This window comes from Streptomyces sp. CHD11 (genome assembly GCF_018638295.1).
In the GTDB taxonomy this organism is placed as follows: domain Bacteria; phylum Actinomycetota; class Actinomycetes; order Streptomycetales; family Streptomycetaceae; genus Streptomyces.
Map to the genome: position 1 here is coordinate 178,715 of NZ_JABTTS010000003.1, position 20,741 is coordinate 199,455.

Genomic DNA, 20,741 nt, shown 5'->3' on the forward strand with positions numbered 1-20,741 from the left:
TGCTGCCCCTGATGTCACTGGTCCTCGTGATCAGCGTCTTCGACAGCGTGCCCGGCAACGAGGGCGGCTTCGCCCGCGCACCCCGGTGTATCCGGTGGCGTGCGAACGGCCAGGTCCCGCCGGAGTTCAGGTCCAAGGGCGACAAACTACACGTCCACGCACCCGGTGTGGACTGGCGGCTCGGCGCCGCGCTGATCGCCCTGCTGCGCAGCTTCCACGCCGGTGCCTGGGACTCGGTGAAGCAGTGACGAGAGCGCGTCCGGCGGGCGCCGAGCAGATCATGCTGGACGGCATCGCACGCACCTGTCCGACTGCCATCCCACCGGCGCGGTCGCCGCAGGCGCGAGCCCGCAGCACTTTCCGGCCGATACGTCGGGACGGCTGCGCGGCGTATGCGCCGTAATGATCGCGGACGCCTCGGTGCTTCCCAGCTGTCCGCAGGTGGATCCCCAGCTGGCCGTCATGGCGGCGGCCCTCGCGATCGCAGAGGCGCATGTCCGTACGTGCTGACCTGGGCTGAGCATGGTGATCAGGAGCGCACCGGACGCCCGCCGGCCGCAGGCTCGCCGCCGCCGGGCCCGGCCGCTTCGGCGACTCCTCGTGCCATCGGCACGGTCCTCGGCGAAGCGGGGGCCCGGCGCGGCGGCTGTCCGAATCAACCGCCGCCCGTGCGACGGCTCGGCCGGTTCACGCCCGGTACTCGGTGAGGTCGATGGCGTGAACGTGCAGTGGGTAGCCGTACACGGGGTGATTGGTCGCCCGCTCGGTCACCATGCCGAGCTTGCGGATGACGTTCTCGGAAGCGTCGTCCCCCGCCCGGTTGATGCTGATGACACGGTCCAGGCCGCGGTCCTGTAGGGCGAACTCCAGTGTGGCGTGCGCGGCTTCGGAGGCGTATCCCTGGCCCCAGAACGGGGAGCCGATCCGCCAGCTGATCGCCACGGCGGGCATCACCTCCGGCAGGAACTCGGGCACGGACAGCCCCGTGAAGCCGATCAGCTCGCCGGAAGCCAGCAGCTCGACGGCGAACAGTCCGAAGCCTTCCTCGTCCCACTCCTCCTCCCACCGCTCGATGTCCTCGGCCGTGCCGTCCAGGCCGCGCACCGAGCCGTCATCGATCCAGCGCATCACCTGTGGGTCCATGTTGATGTCCGCCATGGGCACGAGGTCGGCGTCGTGCCAGCTACGGAGCAGAAGTCGGGGCGTGCGGATCTCGGTCATGCGCCCATCCTGCCGAACGCGGACGCCTCCTCGTCAATTCGGCGCTCACGCTGCTCCTGGACGGCTCCGCCGCACACGGAGCGGGTCGCGTCGAGCGGGGCCGCGGCGTCGTCTCCCCGCGCTCCGGATGCCCATCGCAAGGCGGAGGAGGGCGGCAGGGCGAAGCCCTGGCAACCGACGACAACGCGGCGAGGCGCGCTGCCAGACCCCGCGAGCCCGGTATGACCCGAACCAGAGGCCCTAGCCGTCGAGCAGGCCGGCCGGAGGTACGTCCGGGAGCAGGTGGGCGAGTTCGAGGGCGGGATTGAGCTCGGCGGCGAGGACCAGCAGCCGCAACGGCTGGGGCGCGAGGTTGGTCACGGTCGTCTTGCGGGGCGGGCTCTCCCCCGACGGCTGTTCGAAGAGCAGGTGGAGGCCTGCGACGTCCATGAACCGGGCGTGTTCCAGGTCCCAGACGAGCTCGGTCACCTGCGGCGGCAGCCCGGCAGCGGCCGCACGGAGCGTGGGCAGGGTGTCGTAGTCGATGTCTCCGTGCACGATGATGCGGGCGGTGGAGCCCTTGATCCGCTTGGTGAGGTGCATGGTGGGCGATCCCCCCTTTTCCGGGGTGGGGAGCCCAAAGGCGAAACGCCCCGTGAGGGGCGAGCCGACGATGGCGGGAGCCGGGAGCCCTGGAAGGGGGCAACACCCGGCACCTGTAGACCGGCACGGGCGGTGCCGGTCGGTCTCGTGTCCGCCCATCGTCGCACACTCCGGTCTCCCGTGACCCCGTAGGGAGGTGATCCTGACCCGCTGCTCCGCGGGCCGCCTGTTCAGCGGTGGTCGGCCCGCCCGGTTCGCCGCGCGACGGTGAGTGCGGCGCACACCGTGCCGACGGCCACGATCGTCAGTCCGCGCAGCCACACCTGGGCCTCGATCTGCGTGGCCAGCACGGCACACGAGGCGATGCCCAGTACCGGCAGTGCGGTCGGGGTCCGGAAGTGGTCGGCTTCGCCCGGGTCCCGGCGCAGGACCAGCACCGCCGTGTTGACCATGAGGAAGACGACCAGCAGAAGCAGCACCAGGGTGGACGCCAGGGTGGCGACACCGCCGGTGAGCGCGAGGAGCATCGCCGGCAGCGAGGTCGCCGCGATCGCGGCCCATGGCGTACGGCGGCCGGGCAGCACCTTGGTCAGCGCGGCGGGCAGCAGGCCGTCCTTGGCCATGCCATAGGCCAGGCGGGAGGACATGATGCCGGTGAGCAGCGCGCCGTTGGCCACGGCGACGAGCGCGATGGCACTGAACAGGCGGGGTGGCACACCACCCGCCTCCTCGACGACCTCCAGCAGCGGCCCGCTCGAACCGGCCAGCCGGGCGGTCGGCACCGCCGCGGACGCGGCCATACCCACCAGGACGTACACGGCTCCCGCGGTGGCGAGGGCGCCGAACAGGGCGCGAGGGTAGGAGCGCCGCGGATCGCGGGTCTCCTCGGCGACGTTCACCGAGGTCTCGAACCCGACGAAGGAGTAGTACGCCAGCACGGCGCCGCTCAGTACCGCCGCGGCGGCGCCCTTCTCCGACGTGCCCAGCTGTGTCAGCCGACCCGCGTCGCCGTCGCCGCGCAGCAGCAGCCACGCGCCGAGGACGACGATGACGGCCAGTCCGCCGACTTCGACGACGGTGGCGACGACGTTGGCACGGGTCGACTCCTTGATGCCCCGTGCGTTGACGAGGGCGAGCAGGGCCAGGAACAGCACGGCCACGAGCCAGACGGGCAGTGTCACGAAGGCCGACAGGTAGTCGCCGCCGAACCCTCGGGCGAGGGCTGCCACGGAGACGACGCCCGCGGCCAGCATGCAGAAGCCCGCGACGAATCCGGCGAACGGCCCGAAGGCGCGCGTCGCGTAGTGGGAGGCGCCGCCCGCCCGCGGATACTTGGTGGCCAGCTCGGCGTAGGAGGCGGCGGTCAGCATCGCCAGCAGCAGCGCGACGACCAGCGGTACCCAGACCGCTCCCCCGGCGTCGGCCGCGATCTGGCCCACCAGGACGTAGACGCCGGCGCCGAGCACGTCGCCCAGAATGAAGAAGTACAGCAGCGGAGTCGTCAGCGCGCGCCTGAGCGCCGTGCCCTCCTGTGCCCCCGTCGCCGACGCCGTGTTCCTGACTGTTCTCGCCATGCCGCCTCATGTCCCCCGTATCGCGGAAGGCACGCTCGGCCGGCGGTCGCCGCACGGATGAACCGTGTCACACCGGCCGCCCGCCCCGGACGATTCCTCGGCCCTGAGCGGTCCTGCCGGACATCGGGGACCATCCCGCGACCGGTGTGCGTGCTTCCTCAGCGGTGGGCCTGCCGGCGGTATGCGGTCAGACGGGCGGTATCCGAGCGGCCACTGCCTCGTGGGCGGTGGGGTAGGTGGCGAAGACCTCGTCCAGACCGACGATGCGGAAGACCCGCCGGACACGGTCGGGGACGGCGGCGAGGGCGATGCCCGCGCCCCTCTGGTGGGCGTAGTTGCGTGCGGCGATCAGTACGGTGATGCCGCTGGAGTCGCAGAAGGTCAGAGCGTCCAGGTCGACGATGAGGTGCTGGCCCGGGCGCAGGTCCAGATGGGGCAGTGCGGCGCGGACCTGGGGGGCGCTGTCGTGGTCGAGGTCGCCGGTCAGTTCGATGACGGGCCCGCTGGTGGCGGTGCGGGTGCTCAGGGTCAGGGCGGTCACTGATGCTCTTCACTGGGGGGTCGGGGCACGTTGATGGCCAGGACGGCGGTGTCGTCGTCCACGCCGGTGCCGAGGGCGTCGAGCAGGTCACTGAGAGCGTGGACCGTTGCGGAGGCGGTACTGGGAGCCAGGGCCTGGGTGAGCTCCAGGAGTGCTTCGTCGCCGTAGCGTCCGCCGGACCGGTCGGTACGGGCTTCGGTGAGGCCGTCGGTGTAGAGGAGCAGGGTGTCGCCTGGCTCGAGTCGCACGGTGGTGGTGGCGATGTGGGCGTCCGGCAGGACCCCGACCAGCTGGCCGCCGTGGGTGGGGAGGTAGTCGGCGCTCCCGTCGGCGCGCATGAGGATGGCCGGGGGGTGGCCGCCGCCGGCCAGGGTGATGTGGAAGGCGCCCTGTTCGTCGAGCGGGGTGAGCAGCCCGAAGATCACCGTGCAGAAGCGCGGGTCGGTGCCGTTGTACTCGTGGTTCAGGACCGTGTTCAGGTTGCCGAGCACGGCGGCGGGATCGGAGTCGTAGACGGCGGCGGCGCGCAGGGTGTAGCGGGCCAGGGAGGTGACCGCGGCGGCGGCGGCGCCCTTGCCGCACACGTCACCGAGGAACAGACCCCAGGTGCCGTGGGCGAGAGGGAACAGATCGTAGAAGTCGCCGCCGACCTCGTCGACGGAGGCGATGTGGTAGTGGGCGGCGACCTCCAGGCCGGGCACGTCGTCCAGGGCCGGGGGAAGCAGGGTGCGCTGCAGTGTGGTGGCCAGGGTCTTGAGGCGGTCGCGCTCGCGGTCCGCTTCCTGCCGGGCGCGCAGCAGTTCGGTCTCGTAGGCGCGCCGGTCACGGGCGTCGGTGACGGTGGTACGGATCAGCAGTGGCTGACCGTCCCGGCCGGTCTTGACGGTGGAGGTCACCAGGACGGGCAGGCGGGAGCCGTCCGCGGCCTTCAGGTCCAGCGCGATGCCGCCGACCTCGCCCTGCATGGACAGCAGGGGCGCGAAGTGGGTCTCGTGGTAGAGCTTGCCGCCGACGGTGAGCAGGTCGGAGAAGCGTCTGTGCCCGACCAGGTCCTCGCGGCGGTAGCCGAGCCAGTCCAGCAGCGTCTTGTTGACCTTGGCGATCTGTCCGTCCAGCAGGGTGGACAGATATCCGCAGGGCGCGTTCTCGTACAGGTCTTCGGCGCTCTCCTCGAGCAGCGCGGTGAGGAGTGTCCGCTCGTCGTCCGGCTCGCCGTCGCCGTCCGAGTCCGTCACGGGGTGGTGACCGTCGCCGGTACCGCGCATCACCGGGCGGTCCCGGCGGCGAAGGCGGCGATCGCCTCAGCGGTCGCCCCGGGCGCGCTCAGCTGCGGGCAGTGCCCCGTCGCGGTCAGCGTGACCAGCTCACTGCCCGGGATCCGGGCGTGGACGAAGGCGCCCACCTCCGGTGGGGCGATCGCGTCGTTGGAGCACTGTGCGATGAGGGTGGGGACCGTGACCGCGGCGAGGTCGTCGCGGTTGTCGGACAGGAAGGTGGCCCGGGCGAAGACCCGGGCGATCTCCGGGTCGGTGCGGCAGAAACTGTTGGTCAGCTCCTGCCCCAGCTCCGGCCGCTCCGGGTTGCCCATGATCACCGGAGCCATCGTCGCCGACCAGCCCAGGTAGTTCGACTCCAGCGAGTGAAGCAGTTCGTCGATGTCCTCTGCGCTGAACCCGCCCCGGTAGCCGGTGGCGGGGTCGTCGATGTAGCGCGGCGAGGGGGTGAGCAGTACCAGACCGGCGAAGCGCTCGGGCTCCTGCGCGGCGGCCAGCACGCCCACCATGGCGCTCACCGAGTGCCCCACGAAGACCACGGGGCCCGCGTCCAGTACACGGCAGATCTCCAGCACGTCCTGCGTGTAGCCGTCGAGGGCCGCGTAGCGCTCCTCGCTCCAGGCCGAGAGATCCGAGCGGCCCGTCCCCACGTGGTCGAAGAGGACCACCCGGAAATCGCGCTCCAGGACCGGCACCACCAGACGCCACATGTTCTGGTCGCAGCCGAACCCGTGCGCGAGCAGGATCACCGGGCCGTCCGTCCGGCCTGTCACCGTCACATGGTTCCTGGCTCGTACGTCCATACGCTCCATCCTCGCACCCCGGCCCTCCCGATGTTCCACGCCGGGCAACCACCCCGCCGACCGGCAGACCGGGACGTACCGGAAGCCTGTCGGAGGACACCTGCGCCCCTGCCCCGGACTCTCACGTTCCCGGGCATGTCCTGCGGAAACGAGTCCGCTCCTCCACTGGAACCCGGCTGTCCACGGGTGACTCCGACTCAGCTGCGGGGCTGCAGCACATCAAGGGCGCCGGTCTCCGTGTCGAAGCTGCGCAGGGTGACGAGCCGGGCCGACAGCGGCGGCGCCGGAAGCAGTGCGGGGACGCGCCGGCCGGCGAAGGCGCCGGCCCGCCGGGTGCGGCCGAGGGTGATGTGAGGGCTCCAGCGCCCGGGTTCGTGGAAGGGGTTGAGGGTGCCGGGCGGGCTGTCCGAGACCACCGCCTCCCACACCCGGCGGTGCAGACCGGCCAGCACGGAGTCGAGGTCCAGCGACCAGGCCAGCACCGAGGTGGGCCGCTCGAAGCGGACCACGCCGGTGAACCGCACCGGCAGCGGCAGCGCGGCCGCCACCTCGGCGAGTTCCCAGCGGATCGGGGCGGTCAGCTCCGGGCAGGCGGCCAGGGTCACATGCGGGCTGTTGGTCGGTGAGCGGTGGCGCGCCTGACTGGGCAGTCCCGCGTCCGCAAGCCGCCGCCAGGCCTCCCGGACCGCCAGCTCCGCCGCCTCGTCCAACAGAAGCTCAACCGTGCGCACCGCCGCAGCCTATCGGCACGTCCGTGGCCGACCTCCGGAGGGCAGGTGGGCACGGCTGCACACGCGTCACCCGTGGTCCCGGCCGGGCGAGGGGCCGACCCGGTGACGGTCCCGCCCCGGCGGTTGGACGTCGTGGCGGGGGGGAACCCGGCACGACATGATCTTCCGGAGCACCCTCGGGGCACCGCGGAGTCCGGCGGGCGGAGAAGACGGAGGGAACCGGGATGACGGACCGATTCGCCGTGGGTGACCACGTGCGCTGGAACTCCGAGGCCGGACACGTCGAGGGCGTCGTCGTCGGGATACACACCCGCGACGTCCGGTACAAGGGGCACACACGTCGTTGCTCGGAAGAGGATCCGCAGTACGAGATCAAGAGCGACAGGACCGACCACATCGCCATGCACAAGGGAAGCGCCCTGACGAAGCTGTAGTCCGTACGGGTCTCCCCGGCGGAAGCGCGGAAGTGCGAGGGTTTCGAGGCAGCGCAATGACGGACCGCGTCCACACGATCGGACATTCGACACGCAGTTTCGACGAGGTGCTCGGCATGCTGCGGGGAAACGGCGTCTCGTGCCTGGTCGATGTCCGGTCGTTCCCTTCGTCCAGGAAGTACCCGCAGTGGAACCGGTCGGCCGTCGTCGACGCCTTGCCACCCGACATCGCATACCGCTGGATCCCCGAGCTGGGTGGCCGCCGTCACACGCCCAAGGGCGTACCCAGCGTGAACGGCGGGTGGCAGGTCAAGGCCTTCCGTGACTACGCCGACTACATGGGCACCGAAGCGTTCACGAAAGGGCTTGCCGAACTCCGGGGACTGGCCCGGCACGGGCGGCCCGCGATCATGTGCAGTGAAGCGGTGCCGTGGCGGTGCCATCGGCGGCTGATCACGGACGCGTTGATCGTCTCCGGTGTGGACGTCGTGCACATCATGTCGGGCACGTCGGCGAAGCCGGCCGTCCTGACACCGCATGCCCGCGTCGACAACGGATCTCTGACCTATCCCCCGCCCCGGTGACGCCCTGTACGCACCTGGTCGGAGGCGTCCGGTCAGCCGCCGGGGCCGGCTGAAGGCGTGTCCCCGTTCTGTGCCTGCCGGGCGCGCTCCGCGAGCACCGGGGCCAGGTCCCGGCCCCCGTCCTCGTCGATGCCGCCGCTGTCCGTGGCGACGGGTGACGGTCGGCGGGTCGCGCACACCCGGCCCCGCGTCACCGTCCCGTTGCCACCCTGTGGAGCGCGACGACGGGACGACGAGAGAGACGTCACAGCCGGGACCGGCCCGGACGGAGCCGCCGCCCCCGTCCGGGCCGGTCCGGGCACGCACCGGGCGCGGTGCGTCCGCTGTGCCGACGGTGATCCAAAAGGACCGACGTGAGCGGGAAATTCCGTTTGGCACCGCATTGTGCGTACCTTTGTCGACTGACCTCGCACCCAGTGCCACGACATCGGGGACACGTCACACCGATCGGAGACTCATGCGCCCTCACATACCGTCCGTCCCCCGGATGGCTGCTGTCCCGCCCGTCGCCTGGGCCGGGGGCGCTCTGACCGTCGGCGTCGGCGGGCTGTACCTCGCCGGACTGCTGCTCACGGGCGGTGAGATCGAGGCGGGCACCACGGTGCGAGGCGTGGACATCGGAGGTCTGTCCCGCACGGAGGCCGCCCAGAGGCTGGAGCGACAACTGCCGGCGACCGGTCCGGCGGAGCTGGCCGTGCGGGTCGGCGACCGCGAGGGCGCGGTCGACGCGCGGCAGGCGGGACTGACCCATGACATCGGGGCCACCCTCGACCGGGCGGCATCCACCGGCGCCGATCCGGTCAGCGTGATCGGCGGGCTGTTCCGCTCGGGCGGTGACATCGAGCCGGTCGTGCGCACCGACCGGGACAAAGCCCGTACAGCCTTGGTGAAGCTGTCGGAGACACTCGACCAGAAGGTCCGTGACGGCGCCGTCTCCTTCACCGACGGGCGGATCGAGCAGACCGCCCCGCGCACCGGGTACGCACTGGACGTGGAGGCCGCGGTCGACACCCTGCGCTCCGCCTTCCGGAGCGGGACGGGGGGTTCGGTGACAACGCTGCCCGCACGCGATGACGAACCGAAGGTCACGTCGGAGGAGGTACGGCGCGCGGTGCGCGAGTTCGCGCGGCCGGCGATGTCCGCTCCGGTCACACTCAGCGCCGCCGGTGAGCGGTTCACCCTCACCCCGGCCGTGCTGGGCAAGCACCTGACACTGCGGCCGGACGCCAACGGCAGACTCACGCCGAAGCTCGACAGCGCGGGCCTGCGTACCGCGCCCGCGGTGGCGGACGCCCTGGACAAGCTGCCCGCCACGCCCCAAAACGCCCGGTTGGGGGCCGACGGCAACTCAGTGGCGGTGACCGCCGACGCCAGGGTCGGCGTGCAGGTCACCGACAAGGCCCTGGGCAAGGCCGTACTGCCCCTGCTCACCGGGTCGGGCACCGCCGCCCGCACCGGCGACGTGGAGACACGAAGGATCCAGCCGGAGATCACCCGGGAGAACGCGTCGCGTCTGGGGCTGACCGAGAAGATGTCCTCCTTCACCGTCGACTTCGAGCCTGCCGCCTACCGCACGACGAACGTGGGCCGGGCGGTGGACCTCATCAACGGCTCCGTCGTCATGCCGGACGAGAACTGGAGCTTCAACCGCACGGTCGGCGAGCGCACCCGGGCCAACGGTTTCGTGGACGGCATCATGATCTACGACGACCAGTACACCAAGGCGCCCGGCGGCGGCGTCTCGGCCGTGGCCACCACGGTCTTCAACGCGATGTTCTTCGCCGGCGTCAAGCCCGTCGAGTACGGCGCCCACTCGTTCTACATCGAGCGCTACCCCGAGGGCCGTGAGGCGACGGTCGCCTGGGGCAGCCTCGACCTGAGGTTCACCAACGACTCCGGCAAGGCGATCTACATCCAGGCCGAGTCCACCGACACGTCGGTGACCATCACCTTCCTCGGCACGAAGAAGTACGACGAGATCACGTCGGCCAAGGGGCCGCGTACCAATCTCCAGCAGCCTGCCGAGAGGGTGAGCACCGACGAGCAGTGCGTGCCACAGACCCCGCTCGAGGGTTTCGACGTCACCGTGGAGCGGGTCTTCCGTGACGGCGGCCGGGAAGTGAGGCGTGAGCCCTTCCGCACGCGCTACACCCCGCGCGACGAGATCCTCTGCGAGGAGGCGCCCTCCGCGGGAAACGGGTGAATTCCCGGCCGGCCGGGAATAGCGGGGAACGTCCTTCGTTGATCACAGCATGACTTCTGAGACGCGCGAGGTTTTCGGACAGGTCGGCATCTGGAGCAGTGCGCTGCACAGGTCGCGGGTGGACGAGGCGGGGAAGGCGGCGATCGCTGACGCGGTCGCCGAGCTCGAAGGACTCGGATTCGGCACACTCTGGATCGGAGGCAGCCCCTCCCCCGGCGACGCGGCGGCCGTCGTGGAGGCCACCCGCACGGTCACCGTGGCCACCGGCATCCTCAGCATCTGGGACCACCCCGCCGAGGAGGTGGCGGCGCGGGTCGCGGCGATCGACGCGCGGGCGCGCGGGCGGTTCGTCCTCGGCCTCGGTGTGAGCCACGGCCCGATGGTGCCGCAGTACGCGAAGCCCTACAGCGCGATGGTGGCCTACCTCGACGCACTGGACGCCGCCGCTCCGCCCGTGCCCGACGGACAGCGGGTCCTCGCGGCGCTCGGCCCGAAGATGCTGAAGCTGGCGGCCGGACGGGCGCGGGGCGCACACCCCTATCTCGTCACCACCGAGCACACGGCGGAGGCACGCGCGGCGCTCGGCCCCGAGGCGCTGCTCGCGCCTGAGCTGTCGGTCGTGCTCGACACCGACCTCGACCGGGCCCGGACGACCGCGCGGAACATGCTGGGGATGTACCTCCGACTGCCCAACTACACCGACAATCTTCTGCGCCTTGGGTTCACGGAGAGTGATTTCGACGGTGGGGGCAGCACCCGTCTCCTCGACGCCCTGTTCGCCCTGGGCGACGCCGAGCGCGTGAGGGCCCGTACGCGCGAGTACCTGGACGCCGGCGCCGACCACGTCGCGCTGCAGGTGCTCACCGCCGACGAGGGTGGTGCCGGCCTGCCGCGCGCCGAATGGCGTCGGCTGGCCGGGGTCTTCTCCGACGAGCTGTAGCGGCAGCTTCAGCGTTCAGCGGGTCTTCCCGGCGGCGGGTGGCGACGCGGCCCCGTCGTCCGCGGACGTACGCGGTTCACGGCCGCCCCGGGGCTCGGGGCGGCTGGTGGGGTCGGTGCGCAGGTGTGCGCGCATCCCCTGGAGACCGAAGAGGATGAGGAGTTCCACCGCGCCTCCGTCGGCGCTGCCCAGCCAGTGCGGTACCGACGTGTCGAACTCGGCCGCCTCCCCCGGTGACAGTGTCAGGTCTCGTTCACCGGCCACGAGCCGCAGGCGGCCGTTGAGCACGTACAGCCACTCGAAGCCTTCGTGGGTCTGCGGGGTCGGTTCGAGCGGTTCCGGCCGGGCCGGAATGATCATCTTGAAGGCGTGCACCCCGCCCGGCCTGCGGGAGAGCGGCACAAAGGTCATCCCGAACCGATGGAGCGGCTTGAGGTGGATCCGCGGGTCGCCGGTTCGCGGAGCACCGACAAGATCGTCCAGCGGGACGTCGTAGGTACGGGCCAGAGGCAGCAGCAGCTCCAGGGTCGCACGACGCTGCCCGCTCTCCAGCCGGGAGAGGGTGCTCTCCGAGACGCCGGTCGTCGCCGCGAGGTCGGCGAGCGTGATTCCACGCTCACGGCGCAGTGCACGCAGCCGTGGCCCCACCGCGTCGAGTACGTCCTCGTCCGTCCTGCGGTCCATCGCGCCATCTTGCCATAACCGCAAGGTTCCGTGCCAGGACAGCCGGGCCCTCGAAGACTGAGTGCAGGCCGGTACGAGGGTTCGCGGGGAGCGGCTGCCCGCGGTCGCGCCGGGGACCGCGGACACGATCCGTTCGGGCGGCGTGGCCAGGCCGATCCTGTCCCCGCCCTGTCCCCGCCGGGGACTCGCCCACGTCGTGTCCGGCCGACCGCCGATACGCCGTCCCGAGGAGACAAAATGATGATCACCACGGCACGGCCGTTTCCGCCACGGCGACGCTTCGGCCGGTACGCACGCACGCCGGCGATCTGCGCGCTCACCCTCCTCCTCACGATCGGCGCGGCGGCCTGTTCCGCTCCGCCGGCCGCCGACGCTCCCTCCCATACCTCCGTCACTCAGGGCGACCCCCGGTTCGAGAAGACCTTCCGCCATGAGTTCGCCGACATCGACGGTGTCCGGATGCACTACGTGGACCGACGAGCCCGTGTCCGTCACACGCACCGCTGCGTCACACGCACTGCGCTTTCTAACGTTGCACAGACCCTTCAGGTACGGCCCCGGCCTGTGGCAGTCTGAGCCGGACGGCCCGTGGCCGACAACGTTGGCAGTGAGCGGCTTCCAGGCGTTCGGGCAGCGTCTGCCCACTCGTCCTCGCGGTCGTCCTCGCGGTCGTTCCCGCGCTCGTTCCCGCAGGCAGAAGGAGTTCTCGCATGGACCTCGATCGTCGGCGGATTCTTCACGGTGGCGCCGCGGTTCTCGGCTCGGTGGCCCTGGGCACCTCGTCGCCGGCCGGCGCGGCCGCACGGGTGAGTGGACCGGGCGGCCCTTCCAGCACGATGCCGGCGGCCGGCGGGCGGCCGGCCGCGACGGCGTTCTACCCGCCGGCCGGCGCCGGAACGGCATTCCTCGACCACCGGGCACTGCTCGGAGATCTGCCGGAGGCCGAGTGGTACGAGGCGAACATCCCCTTCGTCGACCTGCCCGACACCGTCATCCGGGACACCTACTACTACCGCTGGCGCGTGGTCAAGCACGCTCTCAAGTACACCGGAGCGCGGGAGGGCTGGATCCTCTCGGAGTTCCTGGGTCCGGTCGGCTACTCCGCGCCGCACGGCGGAATCGTCGCCGCCGCCGCTCATCACATCCGCGAGGCCCGCTGGCTGCGCGACCACCGCTATCTCGACGACTACATCGGCTACTGGCTGCGCGGCAGCGGCTCGGGCCCCAAGCCCGCCACGGACTTCCTCAACAAGAACACCACCGACTGGGCCCACCAGTACTCCTTCTGGATCGCGGATGCCGTCGTGGCCCGGGCCTCGACGGACGGCAGATGGCAGCACGCAGTGAATCTGCTTCCCGAACTGGACCGCCAGTGGCAGGGATGGGCCCCGCAGTTCGACGAGGAAGCCGGTCTCTACTGGCAGACGCCCGTATGGGACGCGATGGAGTACACCGCGAGTTCCTACCAGAGCGACGATCCGTATCACGGTGGCGACGGATTCCGCCCGACGCTCAACGCCTACCAGTACGGCGACGCCAGGGCGATCGCCGCGCTCCTCCGCCACCGTGGACGCGGGGGCGACGACGCGAGGGCCGACCACTACGACGCCCGCGCCCGAGCTCTGCGGACCCGTCAGGAGCGCCTGTTGTGGGACGAGGAGGACCAGTTCTACAAGCACGTCATGCGTGACGGCAATCCCGGACGGCGCAGACTCGCCGACCGGGAGCAGATCGGATTCCTGCCCTGGTACTTCCACATGGCACCGGCGCGGAACGCGGCGGCGTGGGCGCAACTGCGCGACCCGCAGGGGTTCGCCGCGCCGTTCGGCCCGACGACGGTGGAACGGCGCAGCCCCTGGTTCATGCACGAGGCGCTCGATGGCTGCTGCCGCTGGAACGGTCCGAGCTGGCCGTTCGCCACCAGCCAGACGCTCACCGCCCTGGCCAACCTCCTCATCGACTACCCCGCCCAGTCCCACGTCGACCGCACCGACTACTACGCCGTGCTCCGCGCCTACGCATCGACCCACCGGAAGAACGGCACGCCGTACGTCGCCGAGGCGCACCACCCCGACGAGGACCGCTGGATGTACGACAGCCGCGGACACAGTGAGGACTACCACCACTCCACCTTCAACGACCTGGTCCTCTCCGGACTGTTGGGCATCCGGTCCCGGCCCGGTACCACCGTCGCCGTCGCGCCGCTCGCGCCGCTCGACTGGGATCACTTCGCCGTGGAGAACCTCCCCTACCACGGGCACAACCTCAGCGTGCTCTGGGACCGCGACGGCCGGCGCTACGGACACGGAGCCGGGCTGACCGTGTGGCTGAACGGCCGCCGCGTACATCAGCAGGCCGACCTGACGCCGGTGACGCTGGACGTGGGCGGGACCGTGGAGCACGTCCTGCCCCACGAGGTGGACGACCTGGCCAACGTCGGACAGGAGGGACATCCGCTCGCGCGCGCTTCGTACACCTTCCCCCTCGACAGTCCCGCCAAGGCGATCGACGGGCAGGACCTGCACATCGATACACCGTCGTCACGGTGGACCACCTACGGCAGCCCGAACGGCAGCGACTGGCTCACGGTGGACTTCGGGGTCCCCACACCCGTGTCGGACCTCCGGATCTCGTTCTACGACGACGGCGGCGGTGTCCGCACCCCCGACTCCTTCGAGCTCCACTACCTGGGGCAGGGCGGCACGTGGCATCCCGTGCCCGGTCAACGACGTGTCCCCGAAACGCCCCGACGGGGCGTGCTCCACCGGATTCTCCTGGAGCGGGCCCTCACGACCACCGCCCTGAGGCTCACCGCCGTACGCGCCGACGGTGGTGCGGTGGGGGTGTCCGCCTGGCAGTCCTGGCGCACGGAGGACCCCCGGCTCGACGTCGCCATCGAGACACCGCCGGACGGCCTCGTCCCCGTGGAACCCGGCGAGCCCGTGGAGGTCACGACCACGGTCGGAGCACACGTCACGACCGTCGTCAGCCCGGAACTCCTCGTGCCCGAGGGCTGGAGGGCCGTCCCCCGGAACACCATCCGCCCCACCGCGGTCAAGGCCGGAAGGACGCTGCGCACGCGCTGGCTGGTGACGGCTCCCGCCGGACTCCCTCCGCGCCTGCCGCAGCCCCTGCGCCTGCTGGTCCGGTCGCGTGGCAAGGGGGCGGAGCACTTCGTCACCAGCGTCGTCAACCGGGCACAGGCGGGCTGAGCCCCTCTCAGGGCGGCCGTGGCGATCACGAAGCCGGGGAACACGCCCGCCGTGGCTCACGCGCCCCGCGTACCGGGCGGCGCCACAGGTGTTGACAACGATGTCAGACGCGTGATCCAGTCCGGTTCCATCCAGCCGGGTCACGCCTTTGCGCTGCACCGACGGGTGCGGAACAGGAGACCGTTTCCATGCACAGACCGCTTCGCCGATTGCGCCACCGCGCGTCAACAGTCCTCGCCGCACTGGTTGTTGCGGGCGGTGCCCTGGGCCCGGCTCCGGCCGCCGCGCAGGCGCCCGCTGCCTCCCCTCAACTCACCTCCCTGGTCAACCCGTTCATCGGGACACAGAACTTCGGCAACACCTTTCCGGGCGCGAGTGCCCCGTTCGGCATGGTCCAGGTCAGCCCGGACACCGGCGGCCAGGGGGGCTACGACTACCAGCAGGACAGGATCCACGGATTCAGCCAGACCCATCTGTCCGGCGTCGGCTGCTCCGTCATGGGCGAACTGCCCCTCATGCCGACGACCGGAGCGGTCGACAGCGTCGACCCCGACGCCTACCGCTCGGCCTACTCACACGACGACGAGGACGCCGAGCCCGGCTACTACCGCGTCGGTCTGAAGTCGTACGACATCGACGCAGAGCTGACCGCCACGCCCCGCACGGGATGGCAGCGCTACACCTTCCCCTCGACCGACCGCGCCAACGTCCTGTTCAACACCGGCAAGGCCAACCAGCGGGTCTACAGCTCGCAGGTGCGCGTCGTCGGCGACCGCACCGTCGAGGGACGTGTCGAGGCGGGCAACTTCTGCGCGGGCAAGGACCGGCACACCGTCTACTTCACGGCGGCCTTCGACAGGCCGTTCGCCTCGCACGGCACCTGGCGGGGCAGCACCCGCTCCCCCGGTGAGCGGGAGGCGGCCGGCGAGGGCGGGAACGGTGCGTGGGTGACCTTCGACGCACGTGCCGACCGTGACGTCGTCGTCAAGGTGGGGCTCTCCTACACGGGCGTCGAGGGCGCCAGGAAGAACCTCGAGGCGGAGACGGACGACTCGTACGACTTCGACGCCACCCGTGCGGCACTGCGGGCCACGTGGGAGCGGCAGCTCGCCGCCGTGCGGATCGGCGGCGGGTCCACCGAGCGACAGCGCGCGTTCTACACGGCCCTCTACCACGCGCAACTGCACCCGAACATCGCCGGAGACGTCGACGGCCGGTACGCGGGCTTCGACGGGAAGACCCATACCGCCTCCGGGTTCACGCCGTACCAGAACCTGTCGCTGTGGGACACCCACCGGCCGCAGAACCAGCTGCTGCAGATGCTGCAGCCGAAGGTCGCCCGCGATGTCGCGCTGTCGGTCGTCGCGATCGGACGGGACGGCGGCTGGCTGCCCCGCTGGTCGCTCGCCAACAGCGAGACCAACATCATGACCGGCGACCCGGTGACGCCGTTCCTCGTCGAGGCGTGGTCCAAGGGCCTCCTCGCGGGCCACGAGAGGGAGGCGTACGCGCTGCTCAGGAAGAACGCCCTCAGTACGCCACCGGACGACTCCCCGTACAACGGCCGTGCGGGCATCGACTCCTACCGGGAGCGCGGCTACATACCCAGCGGGCTGGAGCCGGGGAAGGACTGCCCCGACAAGGGCGGCGACAACGACTGCCGTCATCCCGCCTCGGCCACCCTGGAGTACGCGGCGGCGGACGCGTCGCTGGCCCTGATGGCGAAGGGGCTGGGGCACACCGCGGACGCCCGCGTGTTCGCGGCACGCGGGCAGTGGTACCGGAACCTGTGGGATTCCTCCATCGGGCACTTCCGGCCGCGCACGACCGACGGCACCTGGCTGACGCCGTACGACCCCGTCGAGGCGGGCCACCAGTTCCACGAGGGCGGCGCCCACCAGTATCAGTGGCTGGTGCCCCAGGACCCGGCCGGGCTGGTGTCCCTGATGGGCGGCAAGCGGAAGACCGAGAAGCGGCTCGACGCCTTCTTCGCGTACGACAAGCTCCTCGCGGATCCTGCCCGAACCGCTCGGGAGGAGTGGATCTCGGCACCGTACGACTACTACGGAAAGCCGACCTACAACCCGAACAACGAGCCCGATCTGCACGCCCCGTACATGTACCTGTGGGCCGGCGCACCCGCCAAGACGGCCACCGTGATCCGCGCCGCGATGACGCTGTTCACGGACGGACCCGACGGCATGACCGGCAATGACGACCTCGGCACCATGTCGGCCTGGTACGTCTTCTCCTCCCTCGGCCTGTACCCGACGACGAACGGGGGCGGCTTCCTCGCCGTCTCCAGCCCCCAGTTCCCGTCCGCGGTCATCCGGATCGGTGACTACGGGAACGAGCAGGGCGGCACCCTGACCGTCGAGGCACCGGGCACGAGCGACTCCCGGCGGTATGTGAAGCGGGCGCGGTTCGCCGGGAAGGACCTGCGCGCCACCTGGCTGGACTGGGACGCGGTCGCCAGGGGCGGGGACCTCCGCTTCGAGATGGCCGCCGAGCCGTCGGCCTGGGGTACGAAGAAGGGAGCGGAGCCGCCCTCGGTGAACCGCGCGGCTGCCGACTCCCGCCGGCACCTCGACGCGTCGCTCCGGACCGTTTCCGACGTCGTGCCTGCGGCCGACAGCGCGCAACAGGTCCGTCTGCGGCTGGACGTACTGGGCCAGTCCCCCGGCACCCTGCGGGTGGGCGTCGAGGCGAAGGCGCCCCGGGGCTGGACCGTGAAGACCGGCAGACCCTTCCCGCTGGTGTCCGGGCGGCTGCCGGTGCAGCGGACCGCGGCGGTGGACGTGACCGTCCCGGCGGGCACCGCGCCGGGTTCCTACACCGTACGGATCACGGCCGCCGCGCACGGGGTGCCGGACGTGGAACGCGTCGCGGCCATCGAGGTGCGCTCCGCCGCCCGCTGTGCGGCGGACGTCCGTGAGGAATGTGCCGTGGACCTCGGCACAGAGGTGAACCACGACGGCACCGCGACCGTGGCGGCCTCCGACGAGGGCGACTTCGACGGATCGGGGTGGAGCTACGACGGTGATCTGCTGCCGGCGGCGGGACCGGCCGTCCTGGACGGCGTGACCTACCACGCGCCGGATCCGTCCGGGACGGCCGCGAACTTCGTCGAGGCCCGCGGCCAGGCCATGCTGCTCCCGGCCGGGTCGTACGGGACCTTGCACCTGGTCGCCGCGGCCCACCACGGCCCGGTGGCGACCCTGCTCACCGTCCGCTACACCGACGGGACCACCACCGAGGTGCCGGTGACCGTGGGCGACTGGGCGGGAGCGACACCGGAGGGCGGCGCCGTGGCGCTGGAGATGCCGCACCGGATCAAGAGCGGGCAGGGCGTGGACGGCCCGCCGGTGCGGCTGTTCGCCTCCTCCGCGGACCTCGACGCCTCGAGGACGGTGCGCTCTCTCGGCCTGCGCAACGACCCCCGGGTGCAGGTCTACGCGCTCACTCTGAGGTAGCACCTGGCACCTTCGCCTCTCGCCCGGGAGTTCACCCGGTGGCAGCGTGACCGCGTCGGTCACGCTGCCACCGGCGTACGGGCTGCCGGACCGGGCCGGCGATGCGGCAACCGGCGCGCCCGTCGCGTTCTGGCCACAGTGCTCGCCCAGGCGTCGTCCCGCCTCGGTCCGGATGCCCTCGCCTGTCGCCGCTGCGACGGCCGGAGCCCGGTCACCGGCCTCGCCGCCCCAGCCCTGCCGCTCCCACCCGGCCGCGTTCCGCCCGGCACGGACCGCGCGCGTGGTCCGGACGGTTCCCGGCGTACGCGTGCGCCCTCCGGCCGGCCGGAGCCGAGGCGGAAGCCCGGAACAAGCCCCGTCCCGCTGTGACGTCGGGGGCCCGCGCTCAGCGATCGACCGCGGACCTGATCCGGCCGAGCCACTCCCTGCCCAGCCGGCGCCCGTCCGGGAACCGGTCGTCCCGGTCATGGCGCCAGACCGTGATCACCGCCAGCACGAGGAGACGGCAGTCACTCAACTGGTCCGGGTCTGCGCCCGGGTAGTGGGCGCCGGCCTCTTCGGGCGCGTGGGCCAGGTCGAACTCGACGGGTCCACGGCAACACGTCTCGAAGTCGATGAACAGCGGCCCGTGCCGCGTGGCCAGCACGTTGCCGGGGTGCGGCTCGCCGTGCAGCAGCTGCTCGGCGCCGCCGCGCTCGCCGATCCGCCGGGTCAGGTCGCGCAGCGTGTCGCCGAGCAGTTCCCGGTCCGCGCCGGTGAGCGCCGGAGTGCGGGCGGGGTCCGCCACGAGTCGTCGGGCGCGCTCGACCCGGTCCGTGTACCGGGGCGACGGGATGTCGAGATTCCGCATGCCGTCGTGAAGCCGCTCGAGCACGCGGGCGTGGCCGGCCGGTGCGACCTCTTCGGGGACGGGTTCGTAGTAGGTCCACAAGGTGACAGCGAAACCGTCGCGCTCGTGGACGCGTGGCTCGACCCGGGGATCGAGAGCGGCCACGGGGGCCCCGAAGGCGGCGAGCCGCCGGGCGATGTCGATCTCGAACCGCGCCACCTGGTCCGCCATGGGCGCCACCCGGGCCAGGACATCACACGGCAGCAGACGCAGCGTGAGCTTGTTCGAGTCGAGGAGAACGGTCGCATCGTCGGCGGTCAGGCCGAGCGAGGCGGCGGTCGACAGCGCCGCGGCCGTCGCGCGCCGGGCCTCGGATGCCTGCATCGTCGCCCCGGCTCCTCTCCGTACCACCTTCGTGCGCTGTCCGGCGCACCCTAGCAAGTCGCCGTCCACGCCGACGGGTTGCTCGGCCCACGCGGGCCCCTGCCGGCGACGGCGGTTCTGCGCGCCGGTGGCCGCCGTGCGGAACGGAGCCCGGGCGGTTCGACGCGTACCGGCGGGCGCGGGGGGCCCGGCGGCCCGGGGCAGTGCGGGTGTGGCAAGGGCAGGTTCCGGCGACCCGGGCCGGAGCCGCTACTTGATCAGGGCGTTGGCGCCGATGATCACCAGGCCGATGACCATGTCCCCGGTCGCGGCCCGCAGGGACGCCGGCCAGCCGCGGCCCGCGCGACGCGCCGTCCACCCTCCGCCGGCCGCGAGGAGCAAGGTGTTGAGGAGCAGGGCGACGTCCACCGCGTCGCTCTCGCTCCACCAGGAGGGGACAGCGGTCAGCAGCAGTACCACGGTGGGTACGGCCGCCGCGACGACCGGCCACTCCCCGAGCATGGCGCGCAGCCCGACCCGGAGACCGCTGCGCTCGGCCGACATGCGGTGCGCGAGAACGTGGGCGTACCCGTGGGCGGCCGCGGCGGCCACGGCGGTGAACAGGACCCAGAGGGCGTCCGATCCGGGGTCGGTCTGCTCGTCCGGGGAGTCGAGGGCGGCCGCCAGCGCGCTGGCCAGGACGAGTCCGTAGACGCCGCTGAGCAGTCGTGGTTCGGGCAGTTGCCGGCCCGCCGGCGTCGGGCCGGCCGGCCGGGGGAAGCGGTCTGCGGGGTGGTGCGTCACTACGGCCTCCGGTGGGAGGGGCGGGCCAGGGCGGTACGGCACCATGTCCGACGGCCGGGGCGGGACGTACACGTGTGCCGTGTGCCCGGCTCAACTTCCGTGGGGCGCAGAAGCAACGCCCCGCCCCGAAACCCGTGTCGTCCGGCGGGCCCGCGAGTCGCGGCGGCCGGCGCCTCGCGGAACAATGGCTCGCGGGCCGTCTGCCGTACACCGGCCCGGAGAACCACACGGTGAGACGTGATCTCACCTGCCGACGTCACCAAGGAGACGCACATGTCGTCGAAGAGGCGCCGCAAGAAGAAGTCACGCCGCAAGCACGCGGCGAACCACGGGAAGCGGCCGCAGTCCTGATTCCCGGTGGGCTCCCCCGGTCCGCCGACGCGACGCCGGGGCACGACGCCGGTCGTCGATGACGTGTCCCGGCGTCGCGTCGGCGCAGGGGGCGGACCTCCTGCCGCGCGGCCCCGAGCGGTCGCGGCCTGACGGTGA

The 20,741-nt window shown here is 71.7% G+C and carries 18 protein-coding genes and 1 pseudogene; 9 read left to right on the forward strand and 10 right to left on the reverse strand.

Features of this window, described 5'->3' with window-relative positions:
- Positions 1–11: 11 nt before the first annotated feature.
- Positions 12–248, forward strand: a complete 237-nt coding sequence (locus HTV45_RS33990; protein WP_215203467.1) for a hypothetical protein — start codon at positions 12–14, stop codon at positions 246–248.
- Positions 249–291: 43 nt separating this feature from the next.
- Positions 292–510, forward strand: a pseudogene (locus tag HTV45_RS04390) (GMC oxidoreductase); the annotation flags it as partial.
- A gap of 177 nt (positions 511–687) precedes the next feature.
- Here HTV45_RS04390 and HTV45_RS04395 read toward each other — a convergent pair.
- The 7 genes from HTV45_RS04395 to HTV45_RS04425 form a co-directional block, all read right to left on the reverse strand.
- The gene (locus HTV45_RS04395) at positions 688–1,221 is read right to left on the reverse strand and encodes a GNAT family N-acetyltransferase (RefSeq protein WP_215204242.1); all 534 of its coding nucleotides are present in this window, start codon (positions 1,219–1,221) and stop codon (positions 688–690) included.
- Positions 1,222–1,461: 240 nt separating this feature from the next.
- A complete protein-coding gene (locus HTV45_RS04400; RefSeq protein ID WP_215204243.1) occupies positions 1,462–1,803 on the reverse strand; it encodes an STAS domain-containing protein in 342 nt (113 codons plus the stop codon).
- A gap of 230 nt (positions 1,804–2,033) precedes the next feature.
- Positions 2,034–3,377: an APC family permease gene (locus tag HTV45_RS04405; protein WP_215204244.1), complete on the reverse strand. Its 1,344-nt coding sequence runs from the start codon at positions 3,375–3,377 to the stop codon at positions 2,034–2,036.
- Positions 3,378–3,564: 187 nt separating this feature from the next.
- The gene (locus HTV45_RS04410) at positions 3,565–3,918 is read right to left on the reverse strand and encodes an STAS domain-containing protein (RefSeq protein WP_215204245.1); all 354 of its coding nucleotides are present in this window, start codon (positions 3,916–3,918) and stop codon (positions 3,565–3,567) included.
- A complete protein-coding gene (locus tag HTV45_RS04415) occupies positions 3,915–5,183 on the reverse strand; it encodes a PP2C family protein-serine/threonine phosphatase (protein ID WP_215204246.1) in 1,269 nt (422 codons plus the stop codon). The genes HTV45_RS04410 and HTV45_RS04415 overlap by 4 nt, the downstream gene beginning before the upstream one ends.
- On the reverse strand, positions 5,183–5,995 hold the full coding sequence (locus HTV45_RS04420) for an alpha/beta fold hydrolase (protein ID WP_215204247.1): 813 nt from the start codon (positions 5,993–5,995) through the stop codon (positions 5,183–5,185). Before HTV45_RS04420 ends, HTV45_RS04415 begins: the two co-directional genes overlap by 1 nt.
- A 197-nt stretch (positions 5,996–6,192) precedes the next feature.
- On the reverse strand, positions 6,193–6,726 hold the full coding sequence (locus HTV45_RS04425; RefSeq protein WP_215204248.1) for a 2'-5' RNA ligase family protein: 534 nt from the start codon (positions 6,724–6,726) through the stop codon (positions 6,193–6,195).
- 224 nt (positions 6,727–6,950) lie between these two features.
- On the opposite strand from HTV45_RS04425, the gene HTV45_RS04430 reads away from it, so the two are divergent.
- The 4 genes from HTV45_RS04430 to HTV45_RS04445 all read left to right on the forward strand — a co-directional run bounded on the left by HTV45_RS04430 (position 6,951) and on the right by HTV45_RS04445 (position 10,887).
- Positions 6,951–7,160: a DUF2945 domain-containing protein gene (locus HTV45_RS04430; protein WP_215204249.1), complete on the forward strand. Its 210-nt coding sequence runs from the start codon at positions 6,951–6,953 to the stop codon at positions 7,158–7,160.
- Between the two features lie 56 nt (positions 7,161–7,216).
- Positions 7,217–7,744, forward strand: a complete 528-nt coding sequence (locus tag HTV45_RS04435) for a DUF488 family protein (protein WP_215204250.1) — start codon at positions 7,217–7,219, stop codon at positions 7,742–7,744.
- 487 nt (positions 7,745–8,231) lie between these two features.
- The gene (locus HTV45_RS04440) at positions 8,232–9,947 is read left to right on the forward strand and encodes a VanW family protein (RefSeq protein WP_251691242.1); all 1,716 of its coding nucleotides are present in this window, start codon (positions 8,232–8,234) and stop codon (positions 9,945–9,947) included.
- Positions 9,948–9,996: 49 nt separating this feature from the next.
- The gene (locus HTV45_RS04445) at positions 9,997–10,887 is read left to right on the forward strand and encodes a TIGR03620 family F420-dependent LLM class oxidoreductase (protein ID WP_215204252.1); all 891 of its coding nucleotides are present in this window, start codon (positions 9,997–9,999) and stop codon (positions 10,885–10,887) included.
- A 15-nt stretch (positions 10,888–10,902) separates the two neighbouring features.
- Here HTV45_RS04445 and HTV45_RS04450 read toward each other — a convergent pair whose 3' ends face one another.
- On the reverse strand, positions 10,903–11,571 hold the full coding sequence (locus tag HTV45_RS04450) for a helix-turn-helix domain-containing protein (RefSeq protein WP_251691243.1): 669 nt from the start codon (positions 11,569–11,571) through the stop codon (positions 10,903–10,905).
- A gap of 237 nt (positions 11,572–11,808) precedes the next feature.
- Between HTV45_RS04450 and HTV45_RS04455 the strand changes: the two genes are divergently transcribed.
- The 3 genes from HTV45_RS04455 (at position 11,809) to HTV45_RS04465 (ending at position 18,256) form a co-directional block, all read left to right on the forward strand.
- Positions 11,809–12,147 carry a hypothetical protein gene (locus HTV45_RS04455; protein ID WP_215204253.1) on the forward strand — a complete coding sequence of 113 codons (339 nt, stop codon included), beginning with the start codon at positions 11,809–11,811 and terminating at the stop codon, positions 12,145–12,147.
- Between the two features lie 134 nt (positions 12,148–12,281).
- A complete protein-coding gene (locus tag HTV45_RS04460; protein ID WP_215204254.1) occupies positions 12,282–14,783 on the forward strand; it encodes a discoidin domain-containing protein in 2,502 nt (833 codons plus the stop codon).
- A gap of 188 nt (positions 14,784–14,971) precedes the next feature.
- Entirely contained in the window at positions 14,972–18,256 is a 3,285-nt protein-coding gene (locus tag HTV45_RS04465) for a GH92 family glycosyl hydrolase (RefSeq protein ID WP_215204255.1), read from the forward strand.
- Positions 18,257–18,641: 385 nt separating this feature from the next.
- Here the strand turns inward: HTV45_RS04465 and HTV45_RS04470 are convergent, their stop codons facing one another.
- Both HTV45_RS04470 and HTV45_RS04475 read right to left on the reverse strand, forming a co-directional pair.
- Complete coding sequence (locus tag HTV45_RS04470; protein WP_215204256.1) at positions 18,642–19,469, reverse strand: phosphotransferase enzyme family protein; 828 nt, start codon at positions 19,467–19,469, stop codon at positions 18,642–18,644.
- A 249-nt stretch (positions 19,470–19,718) separates the two neighbouring features.
- On the reverse strand, positions 19,719–20,189 hold the full coding sequence (locus tag HTV45_RS04475) for a hypothetical protein (RefSeq protein WP_251691321.1): 471 nt from the start codon (positions 20,187–20,189) through the stop codon (positions 19,719–19,721).
- Positions 20,190–20,741: the final 552 nt, after the last annotated feature.